Origin of the sequence: Streptomyces sp. NPDC001480 (genome assembly GCF_042894725.1) — a bacterium.
In the GTDB taxonomy this organism is placed as follows: Bacteria; Actinomycetota; Actinomycetes; order Streptomycetales; family Streptomycetaceae; genus Streptomyces.
Map to the genome: position 1 here is coordinate 549986 of NZ_JBIAVX010000002.1, position 12466 is coordinate 562451.

Annotated in this window: 14 protein-coding genes; 7 read left to right on the forward strand and 7 right to left on the reverse strand. The window is 71.9% G+C overall.

The window, feature by feature from the left end; all coding sequences use genetic code 11:
- Positions 1 to 5: 5 nt before the first annotated feature.
- Positions 6 to 1232 carry an acyl-CoA dehydrogenase family protein gene (locus ACFY01_RS06420; RefSeq protein WP_390734491.1) on the reverse strand — a complete coding sequence of 409 codons (1227 nt, stop codon included), beginning with the start codon at positions 1230 to 1232 and terminating at the stop codon, positions 6 to 8.
- A 170-nt stretch (positions 1233 to 1402) separates the two neighbouring features.
- Here ACFY01_RS06420 and ACFY01_RS06425 point away from each other — a divergent pair, with 170 nt between their 5' ends.
- A complete protein-coding gene (locus tag ACFY01_RS06425; protein ID WP_390734492.1) occupies positions 1403 to 2047 on the forward strand; it encodes a TetR family transcriptional regulator in 645 nt (214 codons plus the stop codon).
- A gap of 16 nt (positions 2048 to 2063) precedes the next feature.
- Here ACFY01_RS06425 and def read toward each other — a convergent pair whose 3' ends face one another.
- Complete coding sequence (gene def / locus ACFY01_RS06430) at positions 2064 to 2603, reverse strand: peptide deformylase (RefSeq protein ID WP_390734493.1); 540 nt, start codon at positions 2601 to 2603, stop codon at positions 2064 to 2066.
- 150 nt (positions 2604 to 2753) lie between these two features.
- Here def and ACFY01_RS06435 point away from each other — a divergent pair, with 150 nt between their 5' ends.
- The 5 genes from ACFY01_RS06435 to ACFY01_RS06455 all read left to right on the forward strand — a co-directional run bounded on the left by ACFY01_RS06435 (position 2754) and on the right by ACFY01_RS06455 (position 7342).
- On the forward strand, positions 2754 to 3992 hold the full coding sequence (locus ACFY01_RS06435) for a MurT ligase domain-containing protein (protein ID WP_390734494.1): 1239 nt from the start codon (positions 2754 to 2756) through the stop codon (positions 3990 to 3992).
- 20 nt (positions 3993 to 4012) lie between these two features.
- A complete protein-coding gene (locus ACFY01_RS06440; protein WP_390734495.1) occupies positions 4013 to 4741 on the forward strand; it encodes a type 1 glutamine amidotransferase in 729 nt (242 codons plus the stop codon).
- Between the two features lie 273 nt (positions 4742 to 5014).
- A complete protein-coding gene (locus tag ACFY01_RS06445) occupies positions 5015 to 6040 on the forward strand; it encodes a 6-phosphofructokinase (protein WP_390734496.1) in 1026 nt (341 codons plus the stop codon).
- Positions 6041 to 6151: 111 nt separating this feature from the next.
- Positions 6152 to 7102 carry a cytochrome c oxidase assembly protein gene (locus ACFY01_RS06450; RefSeq protein WP_390734497.1) on the forward strand — a complete coding sequence of 317 codons (951 nt, stop codon included), beginning with the start codon at positions 6152 to 6154 and terminating at the stop codon, positions 7100 to 7102.
- A gap of 69 nt (positions 7103 to 7171) precedes the next feature.
- On the forward strand, positions 7172 to 7342 hold the full coding sequence (locus ACFY01_RS06455; protein WP_390734498.1) for a hypothetical protein: 171 nt from the start codon (positions 7172 to 7174) through the stop codon (positions 7340 to 7342).
- A gap of 20 nt (positions 7343 to 7362) precedes the next feature.
- On the opposite strand, the gene ACFY01_RS06460 is transcribed toward ACFY01_RS06455, so the two are convergent.
- From ACFY01_RS06460 to ACFY01_RS06480, 5 genes are all read right to left on the reverse strand, one after another.
- Positions 7363 to 8544 carry a sensor histidine kinase gene (locus tag ACFY01_RS06460; protein ID WP_390734499.1) on the reverse strand — a complete coding sequence of 394 codons (1182 nt, stop codon included), beginning with the start codon at positions 8542 to 8544 and terminating at the stop codon, positions 7363 to 7365.
- A 166-nt stretch (positions 8545 to 8710) separates the two neighbouring features.
- A complete protein-coding gene (locus ACFY01_RS06465; protein ID WP_390734500.1) occupies positions 8711 to 8917 on the reverse strand; it encodes a hypothetical protein in 207 nt (68 codons plus the stop codon).
- Positions 8914 to 10626 (reverse strand): cation acetate symporter, encoded by a 1713-nt coding sequence (locus ACFY01_RS06470; protein WP_390734501.1) that lies wholly within the window; start codon positions 10624 to 10626, stop codon positions 8914 to 8916. Before ACFY01_RS06470 ends, ACFY01_RS06465 begins: the two co-directional genes overlap by 4 nt.
- Before the next feature lie 43 nt (positions 10627 to 10669).
- Positions 10670 to 11023, reverse strand: coding sequence for a hypothetical protein (locus ACFY01_RS06475; RefSeq protein WP_390734502.1), 354 nt, complete (start codon positions 11021 to 11023; stop codon positions 10670 to 10672).
- Positions 11024 to 11032: 9 nt separating this feature from the next.
- Complete coding sequence (locus ACFY01_RS06480) at positions 11033 to 11788, reverse strand: LytR/AlgR family response regulator transcription factor (protein ID WP_390734503.1); 756 nt, start codon at positions 11786 to 11788, stop codon at positions 11033 to 11035.
- Positions 11789 to 11865: 77 nt separating this feature from the next.
- On the opposite strand from ACFY01_RS06480, the gene ACFY01_RS06485 reads away from it, so the two are divergent.
- Positions 11866 to 12351: an Lrp/AsnC family transcriptional regulator gene (locus ACFY01_RS06485; RefSeq protein WP_390734504.1), complete on the forward strand. Its 486-nt coding sequence runs from the start codon at positions 11866 to 11868 to the stop codon at positions 12349 to 12351.
- Positions 12352 to 12466: the final 115 nt, after the last annotated feature.

Here is a 12466-nt window from a genome sequence, read left to right on the forward strand (position 1 = left end):
GCGGGCTACCGGATCGGCATCCCGGCGAGCGTCCGGGCGATCACCAGGCGCTGGATCTCGCTCGTCCCCTCGAAGATGGTGTAGATCGCGGCGTCGCGGTGCATGCGCTCCACCGGGTACTCGCGGGTGTAGCCGTTGCCGCCGAGGATCTGTATCGCCTGGGCGGTGACCGTCTTCGCGGTCTCGCTGGCGAACAGCTTCGACATCGAGCCCTCGGCCGCGGTGAACGGCTTGCCGTTGACCGCCATCCAGGACGCCCGCCAGACGAGCAGCCGGGCGGCGTCGATCTGCGTCCGCATGTCCGCGAGCTGGAAGGCGACGCCCTGGTTGTCGATGATCGGGCGGCCGAACTGCTCACGGGTCCTGGCGTAGTCGAGGGCGACCTCGTACGCGGCCCGGGCGGTGCCCACCGCCATCGCGCCCACCGCCGGACGCGAGGCCTCGAACGTGGCCATCGCCGCGTTCTTCACCCGCTCCCCGCCCTGCCTCGCCCGCTCCCGGGCCCGGGCGAGGCGCTCGTCCAGCTTCTCCTTGCCGCCGAGCAGGCAGGAGCCGGGGACGCGCACGTTGTCCAGGATCACCTCGGCGGTGTGGGAGGCGCGGATGCCGTGCTTCTTGAACTTCTGGCCCTGCGCGAGGCCCGGCGTGCCCGCGGGGACGATGAAGGAGGCGTGGCCCTTGGAGCCCAGCTCCGCATCGACGACGGCGACGACGACGTGGACGTTGGCGATGCCGCCGTTGGTCGCCCAGGTCTTCGTGCCGTTGATCACCCACTCGTCCTTGGCCTCGTCGTACACCGCGCGCGTGCGCATGGAGGCCACGTCGGAGCCGGCGTCGGGCTCGGAGGAGCAGAAGGCGGCCACCTTCACGTCATTGGCGTCGCCGTACATCTGGGGGATCCAGGTGCCGATCTGCTCCTCGGTTCCGTTGGCGAGAACGCCCACGGCGGCGAGGCCGGTGCCCACAATGGACAGGGCGATGCCCGCGTCGCCCCAGAACAGCTCCTCCATGGCCATCGGGATACCGAGACCGGTGGGGTCGAAGTACTGCTGCGCGTAGAAGTCGAGGGAGTAGATGCCGACCTTCGCGGCCTCCTGGATGACCGGCCAGGGAGTCTCTTCACGCTCGTCCCATTCGGCGGCCGCGGGCCGGATGACGTCGGCGGCGAAGCCGTGCAGCCAGTCCCGGACCTCCTTCTGTTCGTCGTTGAGCTCCATGGTGAACTCGGCCATGTCCCCTCCAGCGGCGGCACGTGCATGTTACTAGCGGTAACACGAGTCTGTTACCCGTCGGTAGGAAAAGTCAACTCCAGAGGGCCCCTCGGCATCCCGTTCGATGTCAGGGGCATCGTCAGTGTTAGTTTGCGCTGGCGTCACCGAATCAGCACGGGTGGGGAGAGCACATGGACACCACACAGCGGACCGATCAGCAGCGTTCCGCCGACCGCCGACGGCGCGAGCTGCTGGAGGCCGCCGACCGGGTGGTGCTCCGCGACGGCCCGCAGGCCTCGATGAACGCCATCGCCGCGGAGGCGGGCATCACCAAGCCGATCCTGTACCGCCACTTCGGCGACAAGGGCGGCCTTTACGCCGCCTTGGCCAAGCGGCACACGGACGCCCTGCTCGATTCGCTGCGGGCCGCCCTGGACGCCCCCGCGGAGCGGCGGGAGCGGGTCGAGGCCACGCTGGACACCTACCTCGCCGCCATCGAGGCCCGGCCCCAGGTGTACCGCTTCCTGATGCACCCGTCGGAGGGCGGCCAGGGCGCCGACCAGGGCTTCGACGTCGGCAAGCACTCGGCTCCGCTGCTGCGCCGGATGGGCGAGGAACTGGCCCAGGTCATCGAGGACCGGCTGGACCTGGGCCCGGGAGGCCAGCAGCTGGCCCGGGTGTGGGGGCACGGGATCGTCGGGATGATGCATGCGGCGGGCGACTGGTGGCTGGGCGAACGCCCTTGCTCCCGTGCGGAGTTGGTGCGCAGCCTGGCCGACCTGCTGTGGGGCCGCCTGGCGGCCGCGGGGGACCGGATGGGCGGGCCGGGATTCTGAGACGCGGGCGCCGGGGTCATCGCCCCCACGGCGCTCGCGCGGCCTGCCGCAACACCCTGCGCTTGCGCCACCCGGTGAGGTGATCCACGTAGACGCGGCCCTCCAGGTGGTCGCACTCGTGCTGCAGGCACCTGGCGAAGAACCCCGTGCCGTGCACGGTGACCGGCTCCCCGGTCACCGTGCAGCCCTCGACCACCGCGTGGTCGTACCGCTCCGTCCCCGCTTCCAGCCCAGGCAGGGACAGACAGCCCTCCGGACCCCGGATCACCACACCGTCCGCCTCCACCAGCCGCGGGTTCACCACATGTCCGAGATGCCGCACATCGTCGTCGTCCGGGCAGTCGTAGACGAACACCCGCAGCGGCACCCCGATCTGATTCGCGGCCAGTCCCACACCCCGCGCCGCGTACATCGTGGCGAACAGGTCCTCCACGAGGGCCGACAGCTCGGGGCCGAAGTCGGTGACCTCCCCGCACGGCTCGCGCAGCACCGCGTCGCCGAGCAGGGTGAGAGGCCGGGCCCGCCCGCGGGCGCCCGGGATGAAACCGTGTCGCATGGCCGTAAGGGTACGGTTCCTTCGGCCCACACCCGCCGCGCAGACGTGGGCCGCGGTTCGGGCACGTGAGTGGATCTCGATAGGCTGAGGCCACACCACGTTGCCGGTTGGCTTCAGGCGCGGCGCGTACGCAAGGAGGATCGAGAACTGATGGCAGGCAACTCGGACCCGCTCACGCCGCGGGCCAAGCTGGCCGTGACCGCGGGCAAGGCGGTCGCGGCGGCGTCGCGCGCGGCGGGGCGCGGCAGCGGATCGGTGATCGGCGGCCGGGTGGCACTCAAGCTCGACCCCGACCTCCTCGCCCGGCTCGCCCAGAACCTGGACGTCGTCCTGGTCTCGGCGACCAACGGCAAGACCACGACCACCCGGCTCATCGCCGAGGCCCTGCGGGCGGCCGGCCCGGTCGTGTCCAACGCGCTCGGCGCCAACATGCCGGCCGGCATCACCTCGGCGCTGGCGGGCGGGTCGGAAGCCAAGTTCGGCGTGATCGAGGTCGACGAGAAGTACCTGGCCGGTGTGGCCCGGGACACCGACCCCAAGTGCATCGCGCTGCTCAACCTCTCCCGCGACCAGCTCGACCGCGCCGCCGAGACCCGGATGCTCGCCGAGAACTGGCGCGAGGGCCTGGCCGGCACCAAGGCCGTCATCGTCGCCAACTGCGACGACCCGCTGGTGGTGTGGGCCGCGTCCTCCTCCCCCAATGTGATCTGGGTCGCCGCCGGGCAGATGTGGAAGGACGACGCCTGGTCCTGCCCGTCCTGCGGCGGTGTGATGCAGCGGCCAGGCGACGACTGGTTCTGCGGCGAGTGCGGCTTCCGCCGTCCGACGCCGAGCTGGGCGCTGTCCGGGGACCACGTCCTCGACCCGCACGGCTCCGCCTGGCCGATCCACCTCCAGCTGCCGGGCCGCGCCAACAAGGCCAACGCCACCTCCTCCGCGGCCGTCGCCGCCGTCTTCGGGGTGCCGCCGCAGGTCGCCCTGGAGCGGATGTACCAGGTGCAGGCGGTCGCCGGACGGTACGACGTCGTGCAGTTCGAGGGCCGTGACCTGCGTCTGCTGCTGGCGAAGAACCCGGCCGGCTGGCTCGAGACGTTCTCGCTCATCGACCCGCCGCCCGCCCCCGTGATCCTCTCCGTGAACGCCCGCGGCGCCGACGGCACGGACACCTCCTGGCTGTGGGACGTCGACTACACGCGGCTGACCGGCCACCCGATCTTCGTCATCGGCGACCGGAAGCTCGACCTCGCGGTACGTCTGGAGGTCGCGAACCAGCACTTCCAGGTCTGCGAGAACCTGGACCAGGCCGTGCAGATGTGCCCGCCGGGCCGGGTCGAGGTCATCGCGAACTACACCGCGTTCCAGGACCTGCGCCGCCGCGTCGGCAACTGACCACGAAGGACGATCACTTGATGAGCGACAACCAACTGCGGCTGGTGTGGATCTACCCGGATCTGCTGAGCACCTACGGCGACCAGGGCAACGCGCTGGTCATCGAGCGGCGGGCGCGGCAGCGGGGTCTGGACGTGGCGCGGCTCGACGTGCGCAGCGACCAGCCGATCCCCACCTCCGGCGACATCTACCTGATCGGCGGCGGTGAGGACCGGCCCCAGCGGCTCGCCGCGGAGCGGCTGCGCCGCGACGGGCACCTGTACCAGGCGGTGCAGAACGGCGCGATCGTCTTCGCGGTGTGCGCCGGCTACCAGATCCTCGGTCACGAGTTCGTCAACGACCTCGGCCAGCGCGAGCCCGGCCTCGGCCTGCTCGACGTCACCACGGTGCGCAACGAGGGCGAGCGGTGCGTCGGCGACGTCCTCGCGGACATCGACCCGCGCCTGGGTCTCCCCCCGCTGACCGGCTTCGAGAACCACCAGGGCATCACCCACCTCGGCCCCACCGCCCGCCCCTTCGCCCAGGTCCGCCTCGGCAAGGGCAACGGCACCGGCGACGGCACCGAGGGCGCGTACAACGACACCGTCTTCGGTACGTACATGCACGGGCCCGCCCTCGCCCGCAACCCGCAGATCGCCGACCTGCTGCTGAAGCTGGCGCTCGACGTCAACGCGCTGCCGCCGATCGACGACCGGTGGTACGAGGCGCTCCGCAACGAGCGCATCGCAGCCGCGCAGCAGCCTGCCTAGGAGGTCCCTGCCCGGGCGGCCGTTTCCGCCGGTCGCGAGGTCCGGTCCGAGGTCCGGTCCGAGGTCCGGTCTAGAGGTACTGAAGTCGCCTTCAAGCGCCCTCCGCCAGGGTTGTCCGCAGGCCCGCCTGACGGCGCGTCCGCTCACATGTGCGGGCACGTCCAGCAGGCGGACGCCTGCTACGGAGCCACCCCCACACGCCGGTAGGGTGGCCGGGATCCAGCCGGACAGCGTGGTCCGGTCCCCGGCCCACGTCGAGAAGGTATTCGGGCTATGCGCATTGGTGTCCTCACGTCCGGCGGCGACTGCCCCGGCCTGAACGCCGTCATCCGGTCCGTCGTGCACCGTGCCGTCGCCGACCACGGCGACGAGGTCATCGGATTCCGGGACGGCTGGAAAGGCCTCCTGGAGTGCGACTACCTCAAGCTCGACCTCGACGCCGTGGGCGGCATCCTGGCGCGCGGCGGCACCATCCTCGGCTCCTCCCGGGTCCGCCCGGAGCACCTGAGGGACGGTGTGGCGCGGGCCAAGGGGCACGTCGAGGAGCTCGGGCTCGACGCGATCATCCCGATCGGCGGTGAGGGCACGCTGAAGGCGGCCCGCCTGCTGTCGGACAGCGGCCTGCCCATCGTGGGTGTGCCGAAGACCATCGACAACGACATCGCCGTCACGGACGTCACCTTCGGCTTCGACACGGCCGTCGGCGTCGCCACCGAGGCCCTGGACCGGCTGAAGACCACCGCCGAGTCCCACCAGCGGGTGCTGATCGTGGAGGTCATGGGCCGCCACACCGGCTGGATCGCGCTGCACTCCGGCATGGCGGCCGGCGCCCACGCCATCGTCGTACCGGAGCGGCCCTTCGACATCGACGAGCTGACCCGGAAGGTCGGCGAGCGGTTCGAGGCGGGCAAGCGGTTCGCGATCGTGGTGGCGGCCGAGGGTGCCAAGCCGAAGCCCGGTGCCATGGAGTTCGACGAGGGCGGCAAGGACATCTACGGCCACGAGCGCTTCGCCGGGATCGCCCGGCAGCTCTCCGTCGAGCTGGAGCAGCGGCTCGGCAAGGAGGCGCGGCCGGTCATCCTCGGGCACGTGCAGCGCGGTGGCACGCCGACCGCGTACGACAGGGTGCTGGCCACGCGCTTCGGCTGGCACGCGGTGGAGGCGGTGCACCGCGGTGAGTTCGGCAGGATGACCGCGCTGCGCGGTACGGACATCGTGATGGTGTCGCTGGCCGAGGCCGTGGAGACGCTGAAGACCGTGCCCTCGGAGCGGTACGACGAGGCGGAGTGCGTGCTCTGAGCCCGCGGTCCGAGTGGACCTGCCTGCCCCCGGTCGCGGACGTGACCGGGGGCGGTTCTACTCTTGGGGGCGGACAGACGCGTACAACCCCCACGAATCAGGAGCCGGCGGATGGATCACAGCGGGCACGGCATGGTCATGGATCTGCCGCCGTTCACGCTGGGGCGGGGTCTTCAGTGGTCGGCCGACCCGTTCTTCCTCGTGGCCTGCCTGGTGGGGCTGGGGCTGTACGGGTGGGGTGTCGTACGGCTGCGGCGGCGCGGTGACGCGTGGCCGGTCGGCCGGACGGTGTCGTACGCCGTGGGCGTGCTGACCATAGGGCTGATGATGTGCACCAGGCTGAACGACTACGGCATGGTCATGTTCAGCGTGCACATGGTCCAGCACATGGTGATCAGCATGCTGTCGCCGATCCTGGTCCTGCTGGGCGCCCCGGTCACCCTGGCGCTGCGCGCGCTGCCGGTCGCGGGCAAGGGCCGCAAGGGTCCGCGCGAGCTGCTGCTGGCGCTGCTGCACAGCCGGTACATGCGGGTGATCACGCATCCCGTGTTCACGATCCCGCTGTTCATCGCGAGCCTGTACGCGCTGTACTTCACGCCGATCTTCGACTTCCTGATGGGGTCGAAGACGGGGCACGTCGCGATGATGGTGCACTTCCTCGCGGTGGGCGTGGTGTTCTTCTGGCCGATCATCGGCGTGGACCCGGGACCGCACCGGCCCGGTTACCTGCTGCGGATGCTGGAGCTGTTCGCCGGCATGCCGTTCCACGCGTTCTTCGGGATCGCGCTGATGATGGCCTCGACGCCGATGGTGGACACGTTCCGGAACCCGCCCGCCTCGCTCGGCATCGACGCGCTCTCCGACCAGAACGCGGCCGGCGGGATCGCCTGGGCGTTCAGCGAGATCCCGTCCGTGCTGGTGCTGATCGCGCTGCTGTTCCAGTGGTACGGCTCGGAGCAGCGGCAGGCCAAACGCAAGGACCGGGCCGCCGACCGGAACGGGGACCAGGAGCTGGAGGCGTACAACGCCTATCTGGCCTCGCTGAACGCACGCGAGAACTGAGTCACCGGTATGCCGTAGCCGGGCCGTTCGGGGCACCATGGAGGCACGGACCCTGAGGAGGCTGGTGCGATGCCCGGTTCGACGAACGGCTCCACGAAGGCCATGGGGGTGCTCACCGTCGGCGGGCTCGTCGTGGTCACGGCCTACACGGTGGCGCTCGGCAGCAACGGCTGGCTGTGGTTCGGCTGGGTCGTGCTGGGGCTGCTCACACTGGCGATGGTCATGACGCAGAGCCCCTGAGCTGCTGAGTTCGGCGGTCCTCAGTGCACGCCGGGCTGGTACTTCGGCAGCCGTGCCGTGATCTTCATGCCCGCGCCGACCGCGGTCTCGATGACGAGGCCGTGGTCGTCGCCGTAGACCTGACGGAGCCGGTCGTCGACGTTGGACAGGCCGATGCCGCCCGAGGGACCGACCTCGCCGGCCAGGATGCGGCGCAGCAGGCCGGGGTCCATGCCGACACCGTCGTCCTCGATGACCACCAGTGCCTCGGCGCCCGCGTCCTGCGCGGTGATCTGGATGTGACAGGCGTCGGCCTTGCCCTCCAGGCCGTGCTTGACGGCGTTCTCCACGAGGGGCTGAAGGCACAGGAAGGGCAGGGTGACCGGCAGCACCTCGGGCGCGATCTGGAGGGTGACGGAGAGGCGGTCGCCGAAGCGGGCCCGGACCAGCGCCAGGTAGTGGTCGATGGCGTGCAGCTCGTCGGCGAGGGTGGTGAACTCGCCGTGCCTGCGGAACGAGTAGCGGGTGAAGTCGGCGAACTCCAGCAGGAGCTCCCGGGCCCGCTCGGGGTCGGTCCGCACGAAGGAGGCGATCACCGCGAGCGAGTTGAAGATGAAGTGCGGGGATATCTGGGCGCGCAGGGCCTTGATCTCGGCCTCGATGAGGCGGGTCCGGGACCGGTCGAGGTCCGCGAGCTCCAGCTGGACGCTCACCCAGCGGGCGACCTCGCCGGCCGCCCGGACCAGGACCGCGGACTCGCGCGGGGCGCAGGCGACCAGCGCGCCGTGCACCCGGTCGTCGACGGTGAGGGGCGCCACGACGGCCCAGCGGACGGGACAGTCGGGCATGGCGCAGGTGAGCCGGAAGGCCTCGCCGCGGCCGCTCTCCAGCGGCCCCGCCAGCCGCTCCATGACCTCCGCGCGGTGGTGACCGCCCACTCCGTCCCAGACCAGTACCTCCTCCAGGTCGGTGAGGCACAGCGCGTCCGTGCCCAGCAGGGTGCGCAGTCCGCGCACCGACTTGCGGGCGGTCTCCCCGGTGAGCCCGGCCCGCAACGGGGGCGCGGCGAGCGAGGCGGTGTGCAGGGTCTGGAAGGTCGCGTGCTCGACGGGAGTGCCGAGATCGCCCAGGGTCCCGGGACGCGCGGTGCGCCGCCCGAGCCAGAAGCCGGCCGCGAGCAGCGGCAGGACGGCGACGCAGAGACCCGCGAGAAACCCGCTCACGTCGTCACCTCCGCCCGCGGCACACCACCGCCATGCACCGACCGCAGGACGGCCCCCGCCGGCCGGACACCCGGCGAGCCGGTCCCGGGACGCACGGTGACCCGCCACCACCCCGAGTTCGCCGCCGGCCGCGACAGCAGCACACGCAGGCCCGCGAGAAACCCGCTCACCCCGTCACCTCCGCCCGCGGCACACCACCGCCATGCACCGACCGCAGGACGGCCCCCGCCGGCCGGACACCCGGCGAGCCGGTCCCGGGACGCACGGTGACCCGCCACCACCCCGCGTTCGCCGCCGACCGCGACAGCACCACGCACAGGTTCGCCGCCGGCCGCGACAGCAGCACAGGCAGGCCCGTGAGGGAGCCGCTCACGCCGTCACCTCCGCCCGTAGTTCCTCGGGCAGGTGGAAGCGGGCCAGGATCGCCGCCGTGCCAGGGGGTATTCGGGTCGGGGTGGCCAGGGACACCAGGACCATGGTGAGGAAGCCGAGCGGCACCGACCACAGGGCGGGCCAGGCGAGCAGGGCGTGGAGTGGTCCGGTGCCGGTGAAGTCCGCCATGGTCGCGGTGACCGCGAGGAACGCCGAGCCGCCGCCCACCAGCATGCCCGCCGCCGCGCCGGGCGGGGTCAGCCGCCGCCACCAGATGCCCAGGACGAGCAGCGGGCAGAAGGAGGACGCCGACACGGCGAAGGCCAGCCCCACCGCGTCCGCCACCGGCAGCCCGCCCACCAGCGTGCTCGCGGCCAGCGGCACGGCCATGGCGAGCGCCGTGCCCAGCCGGAAGTGCCGTACCCCGCGGGAGGGCAGCACGTCCTGGGTGAGTACGCCGGCCACCGCCATGGTCAGCCCCGAGGCCGTGGACAGGAACGCGGCGAAGGCACCTCCCGCGACCAGCGCGCCCAGCAGGTCGCCGCCGACGCCGCCGATCATGCGGCCGGGCAGCAGCAGGACCGCGGCGTCCGCGTCGCCGCCGAGGGTGAGCTCGGGGGCGTACAGCCGGCCGAGGGCACCGTAGACCGGCGGCAGCAGGTAGAAGCCGCCTATCAGGGCGAGGACGGCGACGGTGGTGCGGCGGGCGGCGCCGCCGTGCGGGCTGGTGTAGAAGCGGACGACGACGTGCGGCAGGCCCATGGTGCCGAGGAAGGTGGCCAGGATCAGCCCGTACGTGGCGTAGAGCGGGCGTTCCTCGCGGCTCGCCGCGAGGGAGGTGGACATGCCGCCGTTGCCGCCGCGGTCGGCGGCGGGGACGGGTGTGCCCCGGGCGAAGGTCAGGCGGGTGCCGCCCTCGATGCGGTGGGTGCCCGTGGGCAGGCGGAGCCGGGTGTCGTCGTGGGGGCGGCCGTCGACCGTGCCGCTGACGGTGACTGTGAGCGGCTTGTCGAGCCGGAGGTCGACGGTGTCGGCGACGAGCACGGTGCGGGGGTCGCGGAAGGCGGCCGGTTCCGTGAAGGCGGGTCTCGGGCCGCCGTCGGCCTGCCAGGCGAGGACGAGGAAGAGGGCGGGGACGAGGAGGGCGGTGAGCTTGAGCCAGTACTGGAAGGCCTGCACGAAGGTGATGCTGCGCATGCCTCCCGCGGCGACGGTCGCCACCACGACCACGGCCACGATGACCCCGCCGAGGGGCTCGGGGGCCCCGGTGAGCACCGCCAGCGTCAGCCCGGCGCCCTGGAGCTGGGGCAACAGGTACAGCCAGCCGACGCCGACCACGAAGGCCCCGGCCAGCCGTCGCACCCCCTGTGAGGCGAGCCGGGCCTCGGCGAAGTCCGGCAGGGTGTAGGCGCCGGAGCGGCGCAGCGGGGCGGCGACGAAGAGCAGCAGGACGAGGTAGCCGGCCGTGTAGCCGACGGGGTACCAGAGCATGTCCGGGCCCTGGACGAGGACCAGCCCCGCGATGCCGAGGAAGGAGGCGGCCGAGAGGTACTCGCCGCTGATGGCGGCGGCGTTGAGGCGGGGGCCGACGGCGCGGGAGGCGACGTAGAAGTCGGAGGTGGTGCGGGAGATGCGCAGGCCGAACGCACCCACGAGGACGGTCGCGACGACGACGAGGGCGACGGCGGGGACGGCGTAACCGGAGTTCATCGGTCCTCGAAGTTGTCGTCCTCGGAGCTCTGGTCCTCGTCGGTCATCGGTCTTCCACCAGGCGCACGAAGTCGCGCTCGTTGCGTTCGGCGCGGCGCACGTACCAGCGGGCGAGCAGGATCAGCGGCGCGTACAGGCAGAAGCCGAGCACCGCCCAGGCGAGGCGGCGGGCGTCGGGCGCGGCCGCGAAGACCAGCGGGAGCGGGCCGACGAGCAGGACCAGGACCGCGAATCCGGTGAGGGCGGCACGCAGTTGGGTGCGCATCAGGGAGCGGAGGTAGGTGTGGCCGAGGGTGGTGAGCTCGTCGATCTCGGCGCGCGGCCGGTAGTAGCCGGAGGCCCTGCGCGCACGGCGGGGCGGTCCGGTGACGGTGACACGGCGTTCGGTGGGCTCCACTGCGCCTCCCTACCCCGCGGTGCGGCGCATCAAAAGGTCCCGCAGCTCGCGGGCGTGCCGTCGGCTCACCTGGAGTTCCTCGCCGCCGACCAGGACGCACACGGTGCCGGCGTCCAGGCGGAGCTCGCCGATGTGGCGCAGGGCGACGAGGTGGCGGCGGTGGATGCGGACGAAGCCGCGGGCGCGCCAGCGGTCCTCCAGGGTGGACAGCGGGATGCGGACGAGGTGGCTGCCGCGGCCGGTGTGCAGCCGGGCGTAGTCGCCGTGCGCCTCGACGTGGGTGATGTCGTCGACGGCCAGGAAGCGGGTCACGCCGCCGCGCTCGACGGGTATCTGGTCGGGGTCGGGTTCGTGCACGGGGATCGGCGGAGCGGTGCCGCGCAGTTCGGCGACCCGGCGGACGGCCTCGGCCAGGCGTTCCTTGCGGACGGGTTTGAGTACGTAGTCGACCGCCTTGAGATCGAACGCGCGTACGGCGAAGTCCTCGTGGGCGGTGACGAAGACGACCAGCGGCGGCCGGGCGAACCCGGTCAGCAGCCGGGCCATCTCCAGGCCGTCGAGGCCGGGCATCTGGATGTCGAGGAAGACCACGTCGATGGCGTCGGGTCCGGCCGGCCCGGACTCCAGGGCGCGGGTGATGCGGCGCAGTGCCTCGGTGGCGTCCCCCGCTCCTTCGGCGCTGCTGACGCGCGGGTCGGCGTGGAGCAGGTAGAGGAGTTCCTCGAGCGAGGGGCGTTCGTCGTCGACGGCGAGGGCGCGCAGCATGAACGTGGAGTGTAGGGGCGATCCGCATGCCTGGACATGTGCCGGGCGTGCGCGTTCCCGCTGGATACAGTGCCGACATGAACAGCAGGACCGCCCCGTTCGACGAGCTCGACCGGAAGATCGTCACCGCGCTGATGGCGAACGCCAGGACCAGCTTCGCCGAGATCGGTTCGGCGATCGGGCTGTCGGCCACCGCGGTGAAGCGGCGCGTGGACCGGCTGCGGGACACGGGCGTGATCACGGGGTTCACGGCCACCGTGAAGCCGTCCGCGCTGGGCTGGCGCACGGAGGCGTACGTGGAGGTGTACTGCGAAGGGGCGGCGCCGCCGAGGCGCCTGGCGGAGGTGGTCCGCAACCATCCGGAGATCACGGCCGCCATGACCGTGACGGGCGGCGCGGACGCGCTGCTGCACGTGCGGGCGCGGGACGTGGAGCACTTCGAGGAGGTGCTGGAGCGGATCCGCACGGAACCGTTCATCCGGAAGACGATCAGCGTGATGGTGCTCTCCCACCTCCTCCCGGAAAGCCCGGAAGCGGGAGCGACTCTCGCCGCACCGGAATGACCCCGGGCATGCGCATCACTCCTGCGTGTGGCGCCAGGAGAACGCAGCGATGCTGCGCAGGCGCGCAGCCTTTCTTCCTTGTCGTCCGTCTCCCTCCCTTCCTACCTTGGTGTCA

What these genes read in the sequence shown, in the direction of transcription:
- ACFY01_RS06420 (WP_390734491.1), bottom strand. Translation starts at nt 1,232, where the DNA reads ATGGCCGAGTTCACCATGGAGCTCAACGACGAACAGAAGGAGGTCCGG.
- ACFY01_RS06425 (WP_390734492.1), top strand. Translation starts at nt 1,403, where the DNA reads ATGGACACCACACAGCGGACCGATCAGCAGCGTTCCGCCGACCGCCGA.
- def (WP_390734493.1), bottom strand. Translation starts at nt 2,603, where the DNA reads ATGCGACACGGTTTCATCCCGGGCGCCCGCGGGCGGGCCCGGCCTCTC.
- ACFY01_RS06435 (WP_390734494.1), top strand. Translation starts at nt 2,754, where the DNA reads ATGGCAGGCAACTCGGACCCGCTCACGCCGCGGGCCAAGCTGGCCGTG.
- ACFY01_RS06440 (WP_390734495.1), top strand. Translation starts at nt 4,013, where the DNA reads ATGAGCGACAACCAACTGCGGCTGGTGTGGATCTACCCGGATCTGCTG.
- ACFY01_RS06445 (WP_390734496.1), top strand. Translation starts at nt 5,015, where the DNA reads ATGCGCATTGGTGTCCTCACGTCCGGCGGCGACTGCCCCGGCCTGAAC.
- ACFY01_RS06450 (WP_390734497.1), top strand. Translation starts at nt 6,152, where the DNA reads ATGGATCACAGCGGGCACGGCATGGTCATGGATCTGCCGCCGTTCACG.
- ACFY01_RS06455 (WP_390734498.1), top strand. Translation starts at nt 7,172, where the DNA reads ATGCCCGGTTCGACGAACGGCTCCACGAAGGCCATGGGGGTGCTCACC.
- ACFY01_RS06470 (WP_390734501.1), bottom strand. Translation starts at nt 10,626, where the DNA reads ATGAACTCCGGTTACGCCGTCCCCGCCGTCGCCCTCGTCGTCGTCGCG.
- ACFY01_RS06480 (WP_390734503.1), bottom strand. Translation starts at nt 11,788, where the DNA reads ATGCTGCGCGCCCTCGCCGTCGACGACGAACGCCCCTCGCTCGAGGAA.
- ACFY01_RS06485 (WP_390734504.1), top strand. Translation starts at nt 11,866, where the DNA reads ATGAACAGCAGGACCGCCCCGTTCGACGAGCTCGACCGGAAGATCGTC.